The sequence below is a fragment of the Rhodococcus sp. 06-470-2 genome (assembly GCF_002258235.1).
GTDB lineage: Bacteria > Actinomycetota > Actinomycetes > Mycobacteriales > Mycobacteriaceae > Rhodococcoides.
Genome location: NZ_NOYB01000045.1, coordinates 22,138 through 41,248, shown reverse-complemented (window position 1 = coordinate 41,248; position 19,111 = coordinate 22,138). Strand labels below are relative to the sequence as shown.

14 protein-coding genes are annotated in these 19,111 nt (G+C 65.6%); 7 read left to right on the top strand and 7 right to left on the bottom strand.

All coding sequences use genetic code 11. The features are described from left to right. Positions 1 to 3: 3 nt before the first annotated feature. Positions 4 to 1,572: a PucR family transcriptional regulator gene (locus CH276_RS25725; RefSeq protein WP_094628556.1), complete on the bottom strand. Its 1,569-nt coding sequence runs from the start codon at positions 1,570 to 1,572 to the stop codon at positions 4 to 6. 216 nt (positions 1,573 to 1,788) lie between these two features. Between CH276_RS25725 and CH276_RS25720 the strand changes: the two genes are divergently transcribed. Next, positions 1,789 to 2,601, top strand: a complete 813-nt coding sequence (locus CH276_RS25720) for an FAD binding domain-containing protein (RefSeq protein ID WP_032397431.1) — start codon at positions 1,789 to 1,791, stop codon at positions 2,599 to 2,601. Then, positions 2,598 to 5,312: a molybdopterin-dependent oxidoreductase gene (locus CH276_RS25715; RefSeq protein WP_094628554.1), complete on the top strand. Its 2,715-nt coding sequence runs from the start codon at positions 2,598 to 2,600 to the stop codon at positions 5,310 to 5,312. The genes CH276_RS25720 and CH276_RS25715 overlap by 4 nt, the downstream gene beginning before the upstream one ends. Here CH276_RS25715 and CH276_RS25710 read toward each other — a convergent pair. The 3 genes from CH276_RS25710 to CH276_RS25700 form a co-directional block, all read right to left on the bottom strand. After that, positions 5,284 to 5,721, bottom strand: coding sequence for an Lrp/AsnC family transcriptional regulator (locus CH276_RS25710; protein ID WP_032397433.1), 438 nt, complete (start codon positions 5,719 to 5,721; stop codon positions 5,284 to 5,286). The two genes, CH276_RS25715 and CH276_RS25710, sit on opposite strands and share 29 nt — an antisense overlap. A 98-nt stretch (positions 5,722 to 5,819) precedes the next feature. After that, the gene (locus CH276_RS25705; RefSeq protein WP_032397434.1) at positions 5,820 to 6,530 is read right to left on the bottom strand and encodes a CPBP family intramembrane glutamic endopeptidase; all 711 of its coding nucleotides are present in this window, start codon (positions 6,528 to 6,530) and stop codon (positions 5,820 to 5,822) included. Beyond that, the gene (locus CH276_RS25700; protein ID WP_094628552.1) at positions 6,530 to 7,714 is read right to left on the bottom strand and encodes an NAD(P)H-binding protein; all 1,185 of its coding nucleotides are present in this window, start codon (positions 7,712 to 7,714) and stop codon (positions 6,530 to 6,532) included. Before CH276_RS25700 ends, CH276_RS25705 begins: the two co-directional genes overlap by 1 nt. 54 nt (positions 7,715 to 7,768) lie before the next feature. Here CH276_RS25700 and CH276_RS25695 point away from each other — a divergent pair, with 54 nt between their 5' ends. After that, entirely contained in the window at positions 7,769 to 8,371 is a 603-nt protein-coding gene (locus tag CH276_RS25695; protein WP_032397436.1) for a ribulose 1,5-bisphosphate carboxylase large subunit, read from the top strand. 3 nt (positions 8,372 to 8,374) lie between these two features. On the opposite strand, the gene CH276_RS25690 is transcribed toward CH276_RS25695, so the two are convergent. Continuing rightward, positions 8,375 to 9,493: an acyl-CoA dehydrogenase family protein gene (locus CH276_RS25690; protein WP_032397437.1), complete on the bottom strand. Its 1,119-nt coding sequence runs from the start codon at positions 9,491 to 9,493 to the stop codon at positions 8,375 to 8,377. Between the two features lie 376 nt (positions 9,494 to 9,869). On the opposite strand from CH276_RS25690, the gene CH276_RS25685 reads away from it, so the two are divergent. Both CH276_RS25685 and CH276_RS25680 read left to right on the top strand, forming a co-directional pair. Next, positions 9,870 to 11,099, top strand: a complete 1,230-nt coding sequence (locus CH276_RS25685; protein ID WP_094628550.1) for an aminotransferase class I/II-fold pyridoxal phosphate-dependent enzyme — start codon at positions 9,870 to 9,872, stop codon at positions 11,097 to 11,099. Beyond that, positions 11,096 to 12,661: an NAD-dependent epimerase/dehydratase family protein gene (locus CH276_RS25680; RefSeq protein WP_094628548.1), complete on the top strand. Its 1,566-nt coding sequence runs from the start codon at positions 11,096 to 11,098 to the stop codon at positions 12,659 to 12,661. The genes CH276_RS25685 and CH276_RS25680 overlap by 4 nt, the downstream gene beginning before the upstream one ends. Here CH276_RS25680 and CH276_RS25675 read toward each other — a convergent pair. Both CH276_RS25675 and CH276_RS25670 read right to left on the bottom strand, forming a co-directional pair. After that, positions 12,645 to 13,169, bottom strand: a complete 525-nt coding sequence (locus CH276_RS25675; protein WP_094628546.1) for a J-domain-containing protein — start codon at positions 13,167 to 13,169, stop codon at positions 12,645 to 12,647. The two genes, CH276_RS25680 and CH276_RS25675, sit on opposite strands and share 17 nt — an antisense overlap. 110 nt (positions 13,170 to 13,279) lie before the next feature. Next, on the bottom strand, positions 13,280 to 13,531 hold the full coding sequence (locus tag CH276_RS25670) for a modification methylase HgiDII (protein WP_094628544.1): 252 nt from the start codon (positions 13,529 to 13,531) through the stop codon (positions 13,280 to 13,282). A gap of 96 nt (positions 13,532 to 13,627) precedes the next feature. Between CH276_RS25670 and CH276_RS25665 the strand changes: the two genes are divergently transcribed. Together CH276_RS25665 and CH276_RS25660 are read left to right on the top strand one after the other, a co-directional pair. Next, positions 13,628 to 18,205, top strand: coding sequence for an ATP-dependent helicase (locus CH276_RS25665; protein ID WP_441344199.1), 4,578 nt, complete (start codon positions 13,628 to 13,630; stop codon positions 18,203 to 18,205). A 43-nt stretch (positions 18,206 to 18,248) separates the two neighbouring features. After that, positions 18,249 to 19,037, top strand: coding sequence for a DNA-formamidopyrimidine glycosylase family protein (locus CH276_RS25660; RefSeq protein WP_032397442.1), 789 nt, complete (start codon positions 18,249 to 18,251; stop codon positions 19,035 to 19,037). Positions 19,038 to 19,111: the final 74 nt, after the last annotated feature.

Here is a 19,111-nt window from a genome sequence, read left to right as displayed (position 1 = left end):
ATCCTATGCGGCCCCGGTAGCCGACGAACGAGGGATGGATTGAAGCGCGAGATAGACATCGAGCCGATCCGAGGTGGAACTCATATCGCGGCCCAGCAACTCCTCGACTCGCTTGATTCGGTACCGCACGGTGTTCAGGTGTACGTGCAACGATTCGGCCGTTCGGTTCCACGATCCGCCGGAGGCCAGGAACTCGCGGAGGGTATCGGTCAGACCGGCATCGGTTCGCCGGTCGTAGTCGAGCAGCGGCGCCAGAACGTGTTCGACGAACGACCGACGCACGTCGTCGGGCAGAGCCGAGAGCATCGTCACCGCCGATGTCGGCTGCGCACCCGCGGTGATGGTCACCGGGCTCGACCCTTGCCTGCTCATTTCCAGTGCGTGGCGGGCCGATCGCAGCGCGCCGTCGATGGTGATCCCGGTCGCTTCGGAACTGACGCCCACGAGCAGACGGCTGTGTCCGATGCCGGAGCCCAAGCGGCTCAATCGGGTTCGCAGTGTGTGCGTGAAGCTCGGATCGTCGGTGTTCACGACGGCGACGATGTCGCCGTGCGTGCTGCATCCGACGCACCCGCCGCCGAAGGAGGTCAGGGTGTCGCTGAGAACCGTGCGCAGCATCTCGCGCAGGTCGATCCGTCCGCTGTGGACGACCCTGACGACCACCAGCGAGCGGTCCGGGTCGACTCCTGCCTGGCGCAGCCGCGTCATGGCTTCGGGTCTGGTGCTGTCGGCCTCGATCAACGCCACTGCCTGGTCGGCGATTTCACGACGGACCAGCCGTCCCTCCTCGCGTCGAGCACGATCGAGCGCGGCGATCGCCGCGAGCTGACCGAACGCATCGGAGATGGCGGGTGGGAACGTCGCCATGTCTCCGGCCACTGCGAGGAACCATCGCGTGGTCCGCTGCACGAGCGACGGTCCGATGCCGAAGATGCTGTACACATCGCCGTCACCGAGAGTGGTTGTCGTGGGGAGCCTTTCGGAGGACAGCGCGGCGTGCGTCAGCGTGTCCACGTCGGCATCGGAGAACGCCGAGACCTCGGCGACCAGCCGACGTCCGGTCGCGGTGAAGATCAGACACGCCATCCCGGTCTCCCTGGAGGTGTGCAACGCCAACTCGTCGAGCGCTCTGCCGTCCGCGATCGCCGTGAGCAGCTGACGTTGCCGGACGAGCGAGGTGTTCAGCATGGCTATGCGGTCTCCGGTGACACGGCCGACGAGGAACTCGGTCACCTCCCCGAACGACACGGCCTCGGGTATTGCGAGCAGCGGTAGACCGTGCCGCTCGCAGGCGTCGATCAGATCGGGTGGGACGTGGCCGAGAAGCCCTTCACCGGCGGCCAGTGCCGACGCTCCCGATTCGGTGACGGCCCGGACGAACATCTCACTGTCCGCGGGCGTTCGATGCCATACGAGACCGGTGATGACCAGCTCGCCACCCGCGATGTAGCGCGACGGGTCGGGCAGATCCGTCGTGTACGTCCATCGCAACGTCCGACCCAGTGCGTCGGTATCGGAGGTGAGCAATCGAATGCCGAGCTGCGCGGCGTCCAGCAAGTCCTTGACCTGCACTGCGGTTCCTCCCCCGGCCCTCGCTGAGCGTGCCCGAAACAGCCGAGCGCGTAGGAAGAAACAGTATGTGTGGGTTGTTTCCACCGGGTTTCGGGCGTATCGCCGAACGACCGAAGATCGGTAACAGATACTCACTACAGTTCGAGAGAACACATCGGCTGGTGGATCTGCCGGCGTGGAGGATCCGCCGGCGAGGACGAGGGGTGAACGACGACCATGGATCTCGGTACTGTCGACGACATCGTGCTTCCCGGCTCCCGCGCGGACCTTCCGCCAGGACGTGTGGACACTGCGGTCCTCGCGGGAGGTACCTGGCTGTTCTCGGAGAAGCAGGACCATCTGGCCACCCTCGTCGACATCACCGCCTTGGGCTGGGAGCCGTTGACAGTCACCGAGACCGGGCTCTCGATCGCCGCGACGTGCACCATCGAGACGCTGGCACGCTACACCTCTCCGTGGCCGGCCACCGCGCTGTTTCCCCGCTGCGCAGCAGCATTGTTGGCCTCGTTCAAGATCTGGAAGACCGCCACCGTCGGCGGCAACATCGCGCTGGCTCTTCCTGCCGGAGCGATGATCTCGTTGACCGCAGCCCTCGACGGCGTCGGGCAGGTGTGGTCGGGCGATGGCCCCGATCACGACTATCGCATCGCGATCGCAGACCTGGTCACGGGCCCGCACGCCAATGCCCTCCGACCGGGAGACGTGCTGCGCAGTATCGATGTTCCACTGCACGCTCTCCAGTCGCGAACGGCGATGCGCAAGCTCGCGCTGTCACCGCTCGGCCGATCGGCGGCCGTGGTGATCGGGCGGGTCGACGAGGGCGGCGAGTTCGTTCTGACCGTCAGCGCGTCGACCGTCCGTCCGTTCGTTCTGCGCTTCCCGGCCCTGCCGACGGCGGGCGAGCTCGACGACGCGCTCGCCGCCACCATCGGTCCCCAGCACTGGTACGACGACCCCCACGGGGCTCCGGACTGGCGGCGTCACATCAGTTGCACTGCAGCGCAGCAGATCCGCGAGGAGTTGTCATGATCGTAGACATCAACGGTGTGCCGACCGATGTCACTCCACGGCCAGGTCAGTGTCTGCGCACCATGCTCCGTGAACACGACCACTTCGAGGTGAAGAAGGGGTGCGACGCGGGCGACTGCGGCGCATGTTCGGTTCTCGTCGACGGTGAACCGGTGCATTCGTGCATCTTCCCCGCGTTCCGTGCAGCGAACCGGTCCGTCACCACCGTTGCGGGGCTCGGTACACCGGACGATCTCCATCCGATGCAGAGCCGGTTCGTCGAAGCCGCCGGATTCCAGTGTGGGTTCTGCACTGCGGGAATGATCGTCACGGCCTCGACGCTGACCGAGGGCGATCTGGACGAGCTTCCCGAACGGCTGAAGGGAAACCTGTGTCGCTGCACCGGGTATCGCGCCGTGTCCGACGCGGTCTGCGGAGTGGTCAACACCGAGAAGTCCGTCGACGGTCCGGCGTGTGGACGGTCCCTCGCGGCACCGGCAAGTACCCGCATCGTCACCGGAACCGAGCCGTACACACTCGACCACACCCCTCCCGGATTGCTGCACGCCAGTGTTCTCGGAAGTCCACATGCACATGCCCGGATCGTGTCCATCGATACCAGCGCGGCCGAGCAGGTGCCGGGCGTCGAGTTGATCCTGACTGCGAAAGACAGTCCGAGAACCGCGTTCTCGACGGCCCGACACGACCGCCGCGTCGACGATCCGGACGACACCCACGTTCTCGATACCGTCGTGCGCTTCATCGGCCAGCGAGTGGCGATCGTGGTAGCAGAATCGGTCGCGGCAGCCGAGGAAGGGTGCCGCGCTCTCGTCGTCGAGTACGACGTGCTGCCCGCAGTGTTCGATCCGGAGTCCGCGCTCGCCCACGATGCGCCGAAGATCCACGGCGACAAGGACGCGACGGCTCGGATCGCGGATCCGTCGCGCAATCTGGTGGCCGAGCTGCACGGCAGTACCGGGGACGTCGACGCGGGCGTTCGCGACGCAGCTGCGGTGGTCACCGGCCGCTGGACCACTCAGCGGATTCAGCACGTGCACCTGGAAACCCACGGCACCATCGGCTGGTTGGACGAGACCGGAAAGCTGAATCTGCGCACCAGCACTCAGGTTCCGTTTCTGGTGCGAGACGAGATCTGCGAGATCTTCGGCTTGGCACGCGATCGCGTCCGCGTGTTCACCGCGCGCGTCGGCGGCGGATTCGGCGGCAAGCAGGAGTTGCTCACCGAGGACGTGGTGGCGCTGGCGGTACTGCGTACCGGTAGACCGGTGCAGTTCGAGTTCACGCGCACGGACGAGTTCACCGTGTCGCCGTGTCGTCACCCGTTCCGTGTCGACGTCACCGCCGCCGCGAGCGCCGACGGTATCCTGACGGCCCTGTCGATCGACGTCCTCACCGACGCCGGTGCCTACGGGAACCACAGTGCCGGTGTGATGTTCCACGGCTGCGGCGAGTCGGTGGCGATCTACCGGTGCGCCAACAAGCGCGTCGACGCGAAAACCGTGTACACCAACAACATTCCGTCCGGAGCCTTCCGCGGTTACGGATTGGGGCAGGTGATGTTCGCGATCGAATCGGCGATGGACGATCTCGCCCGAGAGATCGACATCGATCCGTTCGAGTTCCGCAGGCGCAACGTGATCGTCCCCGGCGACGACATCGTCGCCGCCCACCACGAGGCGGACGATCTGCAGTTCGGCAGCTACGGCCTCGACCAGTGCATCGATCTGGCCGAAGCCGCTCTGCGACGCGGCAACGGCGAGCACGCACCGGCGGGATGGAAGGTCGGCGAAGGGATGGCGGTGGCCATGATCGCGACCATTCCGCCGCGCGGTCACCGCGCCGAGACCTCGGTGGCATTGCTGCCCGAGGGTCGGTACGAGATACGGTTCGGGACTGCAGAATTCGGCAACGGCACCACCACCGTCCACACTCAGATCGCGGCGAGTGAGCTGGGCACGTCCGTCGACCGCATCGGAGTCGATCAATCCGACACCGACTCGGTCACGTACGACACGGGCGCATTCGGTTCGGCGGGCACCGTGGTGGCGGGCAAGGCCCTGTACGCGGCGGTTCGCGCGATGTCGACTCGGATCCTGGAGTTGGCCGCCGCCGCGACCGGACACCGGAATTCGGACTGCACACTCGGACCGGAGGGGGTGCGCTGCGGAGATCGCTTCGTCACCCTCGACGACGTTCTGACGATGGCAGGAGGCACCCTCGTGACCGCGGGCAACAGTGGTGGGCTGCCGCGTTCGCTCGCGTTCAACGTGCACGCGTTCCGGGTGGCGGTGCACGAGGACACCGGTACCGTGAAAATACTGCAGTCGGTGCAGAGCGCGGACGCAGGAACCGTGATGAACCCGCAGCAGTGCCGTGGTCAGGTCGAGGGTGGCGTCGCCCAGGCGATCGGGAGCGCACTGTACGAGGAGATTCGTACCGACGGTGCCGGTCTGGTCACCACCGATTCGATTCGCAGCTATCACGTTCCGCAGTTCGCGGACATTCCCCGCACCGAGGTTCTGTTCGCCGACACCTACGACCGTCTGGGTCCGTTCGGTGCCAAGTCGATGAGCGAGTCGCCGTACAACCCCGTGGCACCGGCTCTGGCCAACGCGATCCGTGACGCCGTCGGTGCCCGACTGTACGACCTGCCCATGTCGTCGGACCGGGTGTGGCGTGCGGTCAGCGGTCGTAGAAGGTCTGCAGAATGATCGTGCTGCGTGTCCGTACGTTGGCGGTTGCTCGGATCTCCTGCAGCAGACGCTCGAGCGCCCTCGGCGACTCGACGCGTACCAGCAGGACGTAGCTTTCCTCACCGGCAACCGAGTGGCACGACTCGATGGCCGACAGATGCTTCAACCTGGCGGGGGCATCGTCCGGTTGCGCGGGATCGATCGGAGTGATGGCCACGAACGCCGACAGCGGCCGGCCGAGGGCCTCCGGGTCGACCTGCGCCGTGTACCCACGGATCACGCGTCGGGACTCCAGCCGCCTGACTCTGGATTGAACGGCCGAGACGGACAGCGAAGCCTTCTCCGCCAACGTCGCCAGAGTGGCGCGTCCGTCGGAGACAAGCTCGTCGATGATCAAACGATCGACGCGATCGAGATTTTCACTCACCTGCGCAATGTAGCCCAGATCCCGAACGAATCAGCGGCCAGATCCGTTATCGCTGGTCGAATCGGTGCTTGTGCCTCTTTTCGATCGTCCGGCAGAGGTCACACGAAGAGCGGCGGTAGGGCGAGAACCATGACCGCCGACCAACTGACGTGCGTCAGGATCGGCGCCAGAATTCCGCCGGACGCACGCCGCTGCAGTCCCATCACGTACCCCAGAAGTACCGCGGCGAAGCCGAGCATCGGGTTGCCCGAGGCGAGGGTGGCGATCGCGTAGACGACCGTCGAGATGATGACCGGATGCCTGACGCCGATGGCCGCGTACAACGCTCCTCGGAAGAAGATCTCCTCGGCGACGCCGTTGAGCAGCGCGATGAACACGATGAGCACCAGCGAACCCACCCGAGCGTGCGCCAGTACGTTCTCGGTGAAGTCGGCGAGCGGCGGTATCTGCCGAACGACGAGTCCGCCGAGCATGAACACCCCACCGACGGCGAGGCCGATCAGGATGGGTGTGACGATCGGTCGCCTGATCGATCCCCCGACCTGAATGCGTCCGAGATGCAATGGGCCCGAGAGGAATCCACCTATCGTCCACACCGCCGCCAACACCAGGGTCAGTGCGTAGAACGCCGGATCGCCCGGCTCGACCTTGAGCGAGAAATAGAGCACCGTCGCACCGATCACCAGTGTGATCAGCACGATGATTCGCCGCTTGCGGAACGCTGCGTCGGACTCCTTGTGATCGCGCTCGACCGGGTCGACCAGAGCGGACTTCATCACGTTGAGCGCGGTCGTGGACCACGTTCCCATCACGCCTCCTCGGTATCGGTCAGTCGGCGCACGACCGACCTCGCGCGTCGATTCACGTCGGCCATCACGTCGAGATTGGTTCGCACCGCCGCCGCAACGGGCTTCGAGTACAGCAGTCGACGCCCACCGAGGGCTTCGATCAACCCCCACGTGCGGTCCGACGACGCCGCGACACCGCGACGCCTGATCCCCAGGGCGTCACCGCCGCTCCACGCCGCGTCGGTGTTCGCCAGCCGAAGCGGATCCTTCAGGGCGCACACACCGGGAGGGTCACCCACCATTCCCCGCACACTACGGGCCATGGCGTCGGCAATCGTGGTGAGACCTCGGGGAGGGTCGGGAACGAGCTCGCGAATCCGACTTTCGGACGTCGTCATCGTGTTGTGCAGTGATCCGACGAGATCCTCGGCGAGTCCGGCGGGAACCGGAATGATCTTTCCGATCACCTTTCCTGCGAGCGAGGTCGGCACCAGCGGCACCGGAACGCCGATGCGCTGGAGACCGGCAGCCTCGACGTACGCGAACACCAGATCTCGATACGGCACCACATCCGGCCCACCGATGTCGTAGGAGCCCGCCGGGACCGTCTCGGCGGCGGCGGACGCCACCAGGTAGTGCAGCACGTCGTCGACGGCGATGGGCTGCACGGGCTCGGCCAGCCAACTCGGCAGCGGCAGCACCGGCAAGCGGTCCGCGAGGTAACGCAACATCTCGTACGACGTCGAGCCGGCACCGAGGACGATGGCCGCTCTGAGCCAGACCAGCTCGACGCCGTCCACCGTCAGTGCCTCGCCGACGTCCGCCCGGCTCGCGAGGTGCTCCGACAGATGGTCGTCGTCGGGTACGAAACCGCCGAGGTAGACGATTCGGCCCACTCCCGCACGGGCGGCCGCGGCTGCGAACTGCTCGGCGGATCGTCGGTCCTGCGCGCGGTAATCCGACTCGCCGATGGCGTGAACGAGGTAGTAGGCGACATCGATGTCACCGGATTCCGCGAACGCGGCCGCGCAGGACCGTTCGTCGGTGACGTCGAGCGAGACTGCGGTGACGGAGTCGAAGAAGTCGAAGGTCCGCAGGTTGTCCGGCGTTCGGGAGCCGACGACGACGTCGGCATCGTCGGCCAGCAGCGCTGCCACCAACCGCGACCCGATGTATCCGCTGGCACCGGTGACGAGAGCTCTCATGCGTCGAGGCTAACGGCACTCGGGGCGTGGTGTCGGTGTGGCATTGTCGCTCCTATGGCTCTGGTCTTGGCAGGTGTGGTTCTCCCCGATCCCCTCGGTACCGAAACGGTGCTCCGGCGCGGAGTCGCGGTAGCGCGGGCCGGAGCGGGCTGGATGCTCACCACGACCGCTTTCGCGCTTACCCTCCCCGGCCGAATCGAAGCACTGCTGACGCGTATTGAGATGTTGATGACACGCATCGATCACGTGATCGACTCCGCCGACGCCGTGGTCGCCAGCGTGCAGCGGACAACCGGTGCCGCGGACGACGTGGTCGCCTCGGCATCGGTCGCCTCGCACACCGCGCTCGAACTGATCGAGTTGTTCGATCCCATCGCCAAGAAATCCGAACCCATGGCCCGCAAGTTCGTCGACAACCTCTCGGAGGAGGAAGTCGACGCAGCGATCGCCATGGTCGATCAGCTGCCTGGACTCCTCGCTCACATGGAAGCGCTGCTTCCCATCCTCGCCACCCTCGACACGGTGTCCCCCGAGATTCACGAGCTGCTCGGAGTCACCAAGGACGTCCGGCGCGCGGTCATCGGAATCCCCGGATTCAAGTTCTTCCGAAACCGCGGCGAGGACAAGCTGGCCGACGAAGAGCGATTCGAGGACTGACCCCTACTTGACGAAGGCGAACTCTTCGCCTGCGTGGAACCGGGCGAGGGTCTCCGAGATCGATCGCCGTGACGGCGGATGAAAAGCAAAGGCGTGCAATGCCGCTGCGACATAAGCGATTTCGGGTGACTTGATGAAGCCGATCCCGCCCAACGATTCGACCGCAGCGGAACTGCCCCGCACCAGAGCGTCGCGAACGGCGATGCGGTTGAACAACAACCTCACCGAGATGTCCTGCCCGCGTTCACCTTCGTCGAAGGCGCGGGCCACGTTCTCGATCGCCGCCATCGACGTCTCCAGTTCGGCCGCCGCGCGAGCGTATCCCTCGTAGTCGCCTTTGTCCTGCTCGATCATGCGCTCGAGCAGAGACGTCGCTGCACCGATGTAGTTGGCCGAGATCAGCATGCCGAACCAGAGGTATCCGGTCATCTCGTGCACACCGTCGGGGTCGTCGTCCTTGTTCGGCAGAACCAGACTGGCAGGCACTTCGACGTCCTCGAGCAGGACCTCTTCGCTCTGCGCGCCGGCCAGGATGTCGGTGGTCCAGAACGGCTTCACGCTCATTCCCGGGAGACTTGCCGGGATCAGGGCGACGGCACGGTCGCCGGAGTCGATCTCCACGCTGCAGGTCAGCAGATCCATCGATCGTGCCAGGCTGCACGGCTTCTTGCTGCCGTTGACGATGTAGTTCTCGCCCTTCTTCACCGCGGTCATCGTCGGGATGAACACACTCCCGCCGGTCACGCCCTCCGAGAATCCGGAGGCGACGATCGCCTTCTGTTCGACCAGTCCCTTGATCAAGGCACGGTCGTCCTCGGTGGCACCGCGAGCGAATTCCGTCAGCGAGGCGACCGAGAGATGGTGCATCGTGGTTCCCGCACCCAGAGAGGGCGACCGCGACCCGATGGCCCGCTGCGCCCGGACCGCGTCGATGGCCGGAGCACCGAGACCCCCGAGTTCGGTCGGAACCACCAAACCGGTGCCACCGAATTCTCGAAACTTGTCGATCGCGTCCGACTCACGCGACTCGAGTCGATCCAGCGGGGTTGTGTCCAGATAGTGCATCAAACCCGGCATGTACTTCTCGAGGGTTTCCCTTTCGCGCACCATTAATCCAGTCACAGTTCTTCTCCTTGTGTCACTAATCGATTGTGTGCCACTGATTGATTGCATCTACGCCATTTTGTGCCATCACTTGATCGCGACAAATCGGTTGTAATCCATAATCACAGCGGTGGAGCAGGTGAATTCGCGCTGACCATCGACGATACCCTGTGACCTGCACAGATAAACTAAAGATATCGTAAAATCTTGGCGATCAAAAAATACCGAGATCATTTTTTCGGGCCGTTTTACCGACTGATTTCCGTTGCGAAAGCGTCTATCGAAACATCGAATATTCTTTCGTCGAATACCGATCGATGTCGCCGCCGGCTCCGAATCAACTCATGAATTCGCGACGAACCACAATCGACTCTGTGAGGAGTTCTGGTACACGATGGTTGTCAACAGATTGATGAAACGACTCGGCGGCGACGAACGCGTGGATTTGCTGCGGGCCGTCCGAGAAGCCGATGTGGTCCCCTACTTCCGCAAGATGGAATCGGCTGTCGCTCCCGTCGTTCGCGTCGAGGGTGAAGACAAGATCATGCTCGGTTCCAACAACTACCTCGGCATCGCCGACCACCCGAAGGTGGTCGAGGGTGCTCAGCACGCGCTCGACACGTTCGGCAGTGCCGTCACCGGAAGTCGCCTGCTCAACGGCACCCTGGACCTCCACCTCGAACTCGAACACGAGATCGCCCAGTGGCACGGAACCGACGACGCACTCGTCTTCACCACCGGCTACCAGACGAATCTCGGAACGATCAGCGCGATCGTCGGCCCCGGTGACACGGTGATCGTCGATTCTGCAGCCCACGCCTCGATCCGCGACGGCAGCGCGCTCTCCGGAGCGTCGGTGGTCAAGTTCAAGCACAACGACATGGCCGATCTCGAGGCCCGACTCCAGCAGCCCGTCGTCGACGACGGGGCCGTGCTGGTCATCGTCGACGGCCTCTACTCCATGGAGGGCGACCTCGCACCGCTCGATGCCGTCTCCGAGCTGTGTATCCGTTATCACGCGGCACTGATGGTCGACGAAGCCCACAGCCTCGGCATCTACGGGCCCCAACTCACCGGAGCCGCCGAGCTTTTCGGCATCACCAAGGACGTCGACGTCACGATGGCGTCACTGTCGAAGAGCCCCAGCTCCACCGGCGGGTTCGTCACCGGATCGAGTGATCTGATCGACACCCTGCGAGTCAAGGCCCGCGCCTTCCTGTTCACGACTTCCGGCGTGCCTGCTGCGGTGGGAGCCGCGCTGGCTTCGGTCAAGCTGATCCGCAGCGACGAGGGCAAGGATCGGGCTCGGCGCGTCCTCGACAACGCCGAGATGCTGCGCGGCGGATTGCAGTCGGCCGGGCTGGACGTAGCCGGTAGATCAGCGACCCCGCACGGAGACACGGCCTCACCGATCGTCTCACTCCACGTCGGCGACGATCTGGTGGCCATGAGTCTGTGGAAGAACCTCTACGACCGCGGCATCTTCACCAGCGCCGCCTTGCACCCCGCGGTGCCGAAATCCGGTGCGATACTGCGCCTGTGTGTGATGGCAACACACACCGAACAACAGCTGTCGACCGCAACGGACCACATCGTCGAGGCCGTGGCCGGACTACCCGGATGAGTGAGCACACCCGCGGTCTCCGTATTGCGGTCACCGGTGCCACCAGCGATTTCGCAGCCGCGATCCTGCCCAGATTGTTCGACGACCCCGAGGTGGACACGGTCGTCGGCATCGCCCGTCGGCCTGCGCGAATACAACACCCCAAGTTCACCTCCGTCCGATCGGACATCCGGTCGCCGGATCTCGAGACGCTGTTCGACGGCTGCGATGCCGTCCTGCATCTGGCGTTCGTCGTCGAGGAGCTCAGGGACAAGACCGAAACTCACGACATCAACCTGCGCGGCTCACGCAACGTGATCGACTCGGCGTACCGAGCGGGCGTCGCGCGGGTGGTGATCGCGTCGAGCATCAACGCGTACGGTGCCGACATCGCACCGGAACCGCTCACCGAGAACACCTATCCCACAGGTGACCCCGGCCGCTACTACTTCTACGACAAGGCCGAGGTGGAGCACTACGCGGAGTGGTGGCTACGCAGACACCCCGAGGAGATGGCCATCTCCATGCTGCGGTGCACCTACATCGTCGGACCCGACTTCTCCAACGACGGAATCGATCAGTTCACCGGCCCGGTGGGAGCCTTTCCCGACGCGGATCGCGCGTCGTATCAATTCCTGTATCAGGACGACATGGCCGACGCGTTCCACCGAGCCGCGAAGACCGACCTCGTCGGCCCGTACAACCTCGGTCCGGTGGACTGGGTCGGTGTACGCGAACTCGCCGCGATGCAGGGGCAGGTGATGTTCGACGTTCCCCAGAAGGCCGCGACCCACGTCGCGAACGTGGCGTTCCGGCTGGGCCTGACGCCCTTCTCCGGGCAGTGGGTGACGCCGGGCGAACCGATCGTCGACTCCTCTGCCCTCGGCCGCGCCACCGGCTGGGCTCCGACCCTCACGGCACACGAGAGCGCGGCGGTGATGATTCTGTTGCAAGGCAAGCCGCTGCTTCGGCGCGGTGACGCCCTCGCGCGCGGCATCGCCTGCGAAGCCGCCCTACGCCCGGCCTCCGAGGCGGTGGAGCTGAGCCGCGCGGACGTCGCGGCCCTGCAGATCGACCATCGACAGCTCGATACCGGTCACGGAAGCGTGCACGTCGAGATCCATCGGTCGTCCGCGGGATCCGATCGTTCCGTCGTACTTCTCGCGGACACCGGTACGCACGGGCGGTATCTGACGACGTTGGCGTCGGACATCGCGGCCGGAGGGGTCGATGCCGTCGTGCTCGATCTCCCCGGGCACGGCTTGAGTACGGGTCGGCGCGGTCGATCGTCGGCGGCGCAGACCACCGCCGCCGTGGATGCGGCGTCACGGTTCGCTCGGGTGGAACTCGACACCGCGCCGATCACGGTGCGCAGCGGTGTTCGCCACGCAGCGGACACGCTGATCGGCGGTATCGTCCGGCGGGCGACCGGCTGGACGACGATGGACGAGCCCAGCCGATCCGACGGCCTGCTGCCGGACCGGACTCGCGTCGACGGGACCTCGAGCATTCCGTTCGTGTCGACCGCCGCCGATGCACTGGCCCTGTGCGCGACGACACCGGGCCTCAGCGCCGCCGGATGAACCTGCTGCCGATACGTGTCCACCACGACGGTCGGCCGACGCCCGTCGTCGTGGCACCGGACGTCCGGGCCGCCTGAGCGGCGTGCTCGCGCGCGAGTCGGTCGACCTCGGCGCGGTTGATCCGCCAACTCTGCATCCAGGTCTCGACGTCCACCGGGCCGAGCGGCACGACCGGCGGCGTCGGGAACCGAATCCAGTCGACGATGCGAGCATTCAACTCGTCCAGCACATCTCGCGCCGAGTCCTCGCGCCGGATGGCGATGAGCGTCGACGGCAGCCGCTCGATCTCCTTGCGGAGCTGCAATGCGGTCGGCAGCAGTGCGTCGGCGGGCAGGTTCTCCCTCTTGAGAAAGCCTCGCACCCACCACAACTCGTCACCGGGATCCCCCATCGGGATCGGCTTGCCGGTCCCTTCCAGATTCTCGAACGCGCCGTTTTCCTGCGCCTGACGTATCTGTTTGTCCACCCAGGACTCGAACGTGACTCCTGGTTCCTTGCGCTCGGTCACCCCACCGACTGTAGATCCGTGGCTGCGCTGTTCGCCAGATCGGAACACGAGGAAGCCCCGGACCGGTGTGCGGGCCGGGGCCGGGGCCGGGGTCGCGGCGGTGTCGGGGGTCAGCCGTACTCGGCGACCAATCGATCGAATTCGTCACGGTCGATGACCTGTGGCTCGTTGATCGCGAGCGCCTGCGCGTACTTGCTCGCCAGGTGGTAGTCACGACCGAGCGGCCCCTGCTCGGCATCGTCATCGTCGGATTGGATGCTTGCGCCCGGAGGCACCTCGTTCTGCAGTCCGTTGGTCTTGCTGCCGAGCAGAGCGTCGAGTTTCGCGGAAATCTTCTGCATGATCTCTTGGTCGTCGGTCATGGGAGGGGTGTACCCGAATCGCTCGAATCGACACCGCTGCGCGATCGGGGAACCGCGTGAGGATTATCTGTCGGTGCCCGGGGGCATGATGATGGGATGGCCAGGCACAGTACGGGCACCGACGTAGCGGGCGAGCTCTCGGTGATGGAGAAGTTGTCGCGGCCGACCCGGGAGTGGTTCTCCGGCGCTTTTCCTGCTCCCACGTCCGCGCAGTTGGGCGCGTGGTCGTCGATCTCGAGTGGTTCGCACACTCTCGTGGTGGCGCCGACGGGTTCGGGCAAGACGCTCTCGGCCTTCCTGTGGGCCTTGGACGAGCTGGCGCAACTGGGTGCGGACAGCACTCGCAAGACCAAGGTTCTCTACATCTCGCCACTCAAGGCCCTTGCCGTCGACGTCGAACGCAACCTGCGTGCGCCGCTGGTCGGCATCACCCAGACCGCCAAGCGGCTCGGCCTGAACCCACCCGAGATCTCGGTCGGCGTGCGGTCCGGCGACACCAGCGCCGCCGACCGCAGAAACATGATCAAGACTCCGCCGGACATTCTGATCACCACCCCGGAATCGCTGTTCCTCATGCTCACCTCGGCCGCCCGCGACATCCTCGCCGAGGTCGACACCGTGATCGTCGACGAGGTTCACGCCGTGGCAGGCACCAAACGCGGCGCGCATCTGGCGGTGTCCCTGGAACGGCTCGACGCGATGCTGGACAAGCCCGCCCAGCGCATCGGCCTGTCCGCGACGGTGCGACCGCACGAGGAGGTGGGCCGTTTCCTGGCCGGTGCGGCCCCCATCGAGATCGTCGCACCACCCGCTCCGAAAACCTTCGATCTGACGGTCCAGGTGCCGGTGGAGGACATGACCGAACTGGGCGTCACCGATCCGAACGCCGACACCTCCGCCGCTCCCCCGGCGCAGGGCTCGATCTGGCCGCACGTCGAGGAGAAGATGGTCGATCTCATCCTCGAGCACAAATCGTGCATCGTCTTCGCCAATTCCCGTCGCCTCGCCGAACGGCTCACCGCGCGGCTCAACGAGGTGTACGCCGAACGGATCGGCGACGGCGTGGAGACACAACACAAGCCGCCCTCGCAGGTCGGCACTCCGAACGACGTGAACCACGGTGCCGATCCGTTGCTGGCCCGGGCCCACCACGGCAGCGTCAGCAAGGACCAACGCGCACTGATCGAGGACGACCTCAAGACCGGCAGGCTGCGCTGCGTCGTGGCCACCAGCAGCCTCGAGCTCGGAATCGACATGGGCGCAGTCGATCTGGTCGTTCAGGTCGAAGCACCGCCATCGGTGGCCAGCGGTCTGCAGCGCGTCGGACGCGCAGGCCACCAGGTCGGCGAGATCTCCAAGGGCGTGTTGTTCCCCAAGCATCGAACCGACCTGATCCACTGCGCGGTCACGGTCGAACGCATGACGTCGGGCAAGATCGAGGCGTTGTTCGTTCCCGCCAACCCTCTCGACGTCCTGGCGCAGCAGACCGTGGCAGCCTGCGCTCTCGAACCGATCGACGCGGAGGACTGGTTCGATTCGGTCCGTCGCACAGGCAGTTTCGCCACCCTGCCCCGATCTGCCTACGAGTCGACTCTCGACCTGCTCTCGGGCCGCTACCCCTCCGACGAGTTCGCAGAACTGCGGCCGCGGTTGGTGTGGGACCGCGACGCCAACACTCTCACCGGCCGTCCCGGGTCGCAGCGACTGGCCGTCACCTCCGGTGGCACCATCCCGGACCGCGGACTCTTCACCGTCTACATGGTGGGTGAAAAGCAGTCCAGGGTAGGTGAACTCGACGAGGAGATGGTCTACGAATCGCGAGTGGGTGATGTGTTCGCACTCGGTGCCACCAGCTGGCGCATCGAGGAGATCACCCACGATCGGGTGCTCGTGAGCCCGGCGTACGGCCAACCCGGCCGGCTCCCCTTCTGGCACGGCGACGGTCTCGGTCGACCGGCCGAACTGGGCCAGGCGCTGGGCGAATTCCTGCGAAGCACCACCGATCGCAGCAACCTCGCCGAGCGACTGAGCTCCGACGGTCTCGACGCCAACGCCGTCAACAACCTCATCGCCTTGCTCGACGAGCAACTCGAGGCCACCGGTCAGCTCCCCACCGACAAGACGATGATCGTCGAGCGGTTCCGCGACGAACTGGGCGACTGGCGGCTGGTGCTGCATTCCACCTACGGCCAGCAGGTACACGCGCCGTGGGCCCTCGCAGTCGGCGCGAGGCTCATCGAGCGCTACGGCATCGACGCCGCCCCCACCGCATCCGACGACGGCATCATCGTCCGGCTCCCCGACACCGACGACCAGCCGCCGGGCGCAGAACTGTTCGTGTTCGAGCGCGACGAGATCGCCGACATCGTCACAGAGCAGGTCGGCGGGTCGGCGTTGTTCGCATCGAGATTTCGCGAATGTGCCGCGCGCGCACTGCTTCTCCCCCGCCGAAACCCGGGCAAACGCGCGCCGTTGTGGCAGCAGCGCCAGCGTTCGGCTCAGCTGCTCGACGTGGCACGCAAGTACCCGACGTTCCCGATCCTGCTCGAAACCGTCCGCGAGTGCCTGCAGGACGTCTACGACCTTCCTGCCCTCGAGGACATCCTGGCCCGCATCGGCCGACGACAGATCAGAATCGTCGATGTCGAAACGCCGTCACCGTCACCGTTCGCCAATTCGCTGTTGTTCAACTACGTCGGCGCATTCATGTACGAGGGCGACAGCCCGTTGGCCGAACGCCGGGCCGCCGCACTGTCACTCGACTCGGCGCTCCTCGCCGAACTGCTCGGACGCGTCGAGCTGCGAGAGCTGCTCGACGACAGCGTCATCACCACCACGGAACTCGAACTGCAGCGTCTTCCCGAGGACCGTCACGCCAAGGACATCGAAGGCGTGGCCGACCTGCTACGCCTGCTCGGACCGTTGACCGTGGACGAAGTCGGCCTACGCACCGACGGCGACGAATATCCGCAGTGGCTCGCCGAACTCGTCGACGCCAAACGGGCAATGGAGGTCTCGTTCGCCGGCCGGAACTGGTGGACGGCCATCGAGGACGCCGCTCGATTGCGCGATGCGTTGGGCGTCCCGCTTCCCATCGGTACTCCGGCCGCCTTCATCGAACCCGTCGACGATCCGCTGGTGGACCTGATCAGCCGGTATGCCCGAACCCACGGACCGTTCACCCTCGACGACGCAGCGGCGCGCTTCGGGGTCGGCACCGCCGTGGTACGCGACGTCCTACGCAGACTCGCCGTCGACAAGCGCGTCGTCGAGGGCGAATTCCGGCCCGGTGCCACGGGTAGCGAATGGTGCGACGCCGAGGTACTTCGGCGACTGCGGCGGCGGTCGCTGGCTGCGGCCCGGCAGGAGGTCGAACCCGTCTCCACCGCCACCCTGGGCCGCTTCCTGCCCGCGTGGCAGCACGTGGACAGCCGACGCCTGAGCGGGATCGACGGCGTCGCGACCGTCATCGAACAGCTTGCGGGCGTTCCTGTTCCGGCATCGGCGTGGGAATCTCTCGTGCTCTCGTCGCGGGTGACCGACTACAGTCCGGCGATGCTCGACGAGCTCACCTCGACCGGCGAGGTGCTGTGGTCCGGACACGGCGCGATCTCGTCGAAGGACGGCTGGGTGAGCCTGCACATGGCCGACACCGCACCACTGACCCTGGTGCCTGCAGCCGAGTCCGATCTGTCGGAACTGCAGATTCGCATTCAGGACGCCGTCGCGGGGGGCGGTGCGTACTTCTTCCGGCAGCTGTCCGACACCGTCGGCAGTACCGACGACACCGCACTGCAGGCTGCACTGTGGGAGCTGGTGTGGGCTGGTCGTCTGAGCAACGACACATTCGCTCCGCTTCGGGCGCTGCTGAACTCCACGACCACCCGCTCGGCCCCGAGTCATCGTGCACCTCGCCGTACACCGCGGTTGCGCTCGTACCGACAATTCGAACGTCCCTCGCTCCCGACCCGAACCGGACCGCCGACGGCGGGTGGGCGATGGTCACGATTGCCCGAGCTCGAACCCGACCTCACCGTCCGTGCGCACGCGACCGCCGACGTCCTGCTCGAACGCTACGGCGTGGTGACCCGCGGTTCGGTGATGAACGAAGGTGTGCCCGGCGGCTTCGCCACGATGTACAAGGTGCTCACCGGATTCGAGGATTCCGGTCGATGCCGTCGGGGCTACTTCGTCGACTCACTCGGCGGTGCGCAGTTCTCCACCTCCGACGTGGTCGACCGATTACGCAGCTACGACGAACCGAAGAAGAACGCCAGCGCTGTCGTACTCGCGTCGTGCGATCCGGCCAATCCCTACGGCGGAGCACTGCCCTGGCCGAAAGCCGGCAGCGGCGAGGCCGGTGTCGGAGATACGCCGGACGAGACGACGAAGCATCGGCCGGGCCGAAAGGCCGGTGCACTGGTCGTCCTCGTTCGGGGCGAGTTGACGATGTTCGTCGAACGCGGCGGGAAGTCGGTGCTCACGTTCGGTGAGAACGCCGACGACATCGGCGCTGCAGCAACCGCATTGGCGGCCACCGTTCGCCGCGGCGGAGTCGACAAGCTACTCGTCGAGCGGATCAACGGTCACGACATCCACGGCACCGACTTCGCCAAGACCTTGACCGAAGCAGGTTTCTCGGCGACCCCACGCGGACTTCGCCTGCGTCGCTGATTGCCCACTGCCTGCGAGACCACCGGAGAGGACACGAACACCGATGCCCGAGGGCGATACCGTCTGGCGCGCCGCCAACACCCTGCGCGCCGCACTCGAGGGCCGGCAGCTCACCACCTGCGACATTCGCGTACCGCGCTACGCCACAGTCGACTTCACCGGCGAGACCGTCGATTCCGTCGCCTCACGCGGTAAGCATCTGCTGATTCGAGTCGGCGGATACTCCATTCATTCGCATCTGAAGATGGAGGGCACCTGGCACGTCTACGCGCCCGGTGCTCGCTGGCGCCGCCCTGCGTTCCAGGCGCGGATCATCTTGAACACCGCCGACGCGCAGGCCATCGGTTTCGAGCTCGGAGTGCTCGAGATCCTCGAGGACGAGGACGATGCCGTCGGATATCTCGGACCGGATCTGCTCGGTCCCGACTGGGATCCCGACGTGGCGCTGTCCAGGCTCGCAGCGGATCCGGCCCGGCCGATCGGGCTCGCGCTTCTCGATCAGCGCAACATTGCCGGCCTGGGCAACGTCTACCGCAACGAGATCTGCTTTCTCCGGGGCGTCGACCCGCGCACCCCGGTCGGCGAAGCCGGTGACCTGAGCAAGACGATCGACCTGTCCTACCGATTGATCATGGCCAACAAGGATCGCAACCAACGCGTCACCACCGGAGATCGACGTCCGGGCCGACACTTCTGGGTGTACGGGCGCGAGAACAAGCCGTGCAGACGCTGCGGAACCACCATCGAATTCGGTCTGATCGGAGACAATCCTCTGGAGGAACGCCAGATCTACCACTGCCCACACTGCCAGAAACGAGGTGTGGCGAGATAGTTCGGTCCGTGGTGTCCTTTTCGACGAACCCCGTTCGTCCTTCGTGTGTAGGTCGGCAAACGGTGCCGATCGCG

What these genes read in the sequence shown, in the direction of transcription:
- CH276_RS25720 (WP_032397431.1), top strand. Translation starts at nt 1,789, where the DNA reads ATGGATCTCGGTACTGTCGACGACATCGTGCTTCCCGGCTCCCGCGCG.
- CH276_RS25715 (WP_094628554.1), top strand. Translation starts at nt 2,598, where the DNA reads ATGATCGTAGACATCAACGGTGTGCCGACCGATGTCACTCCACGGCCA.
- CH276_RS25705 (WP_032397434.1), bottom strand. Translation starts at nt 6,530, where the DNA reads ATGGGAACGTGGTCCACGACCGCGCTCAACGTGATGAAGTCCGCTCTG.
- CH276_RS25700 (WP_094628552.1), bottom strand. Translation starts at nt 7,714, where the DNA reads ATGAGAGCTCTCGTCACCGGTGCCAGCGGATACATCGGGTCGCGGTTG.
- CH276_RS25695 (WP_032397436.1), top strand. Translation starts at nt 7,769, where the DNA reads ATGGCTCTGGTCTTGGCAGGTGTGGTTCTCCCCGATCCCCTCGGTACC.
- CH276_RS25685 (WP_094628550.1), top strand. Translation starts at nt 9,870, where the DNA reads ATGGTTGTCAACAGATTGATGAAACGACTCGGCGGCGACGAACGCGTG.
- CH276_RS25680 (WP_094628548.1), top strand. Translation starts at nt 11,096, where the DNA reads ATGAGTGAGCACACCCGCGGTCTCCGTATTGCGGTCACCGGTGCCACC.
- CH276_RS25670 (WP_094628544.1), bottom strand. Translation starts at nt 13,531, where the DNA reads ATGACCGACGACCAAGAGATCATGCAGAAGATTTCCGCGAAACTCGAC.
- CH276_RS25665 (WP_441344199.1), top strand. Translation starts at nt 13,628, where the DNA reads ATGGCCAGGCACAGTACGGGCACCGACGTAGCGGGCGAGCTCTCGGTG.
- CH276_RS25660 (WP_032397442.1), top strand. Translation starts at nt 18,249, where the DNA reads ATGCCCGAGGGCGATACCGTCTGGCGCGCCGCCAACACCCTGCGCGCC.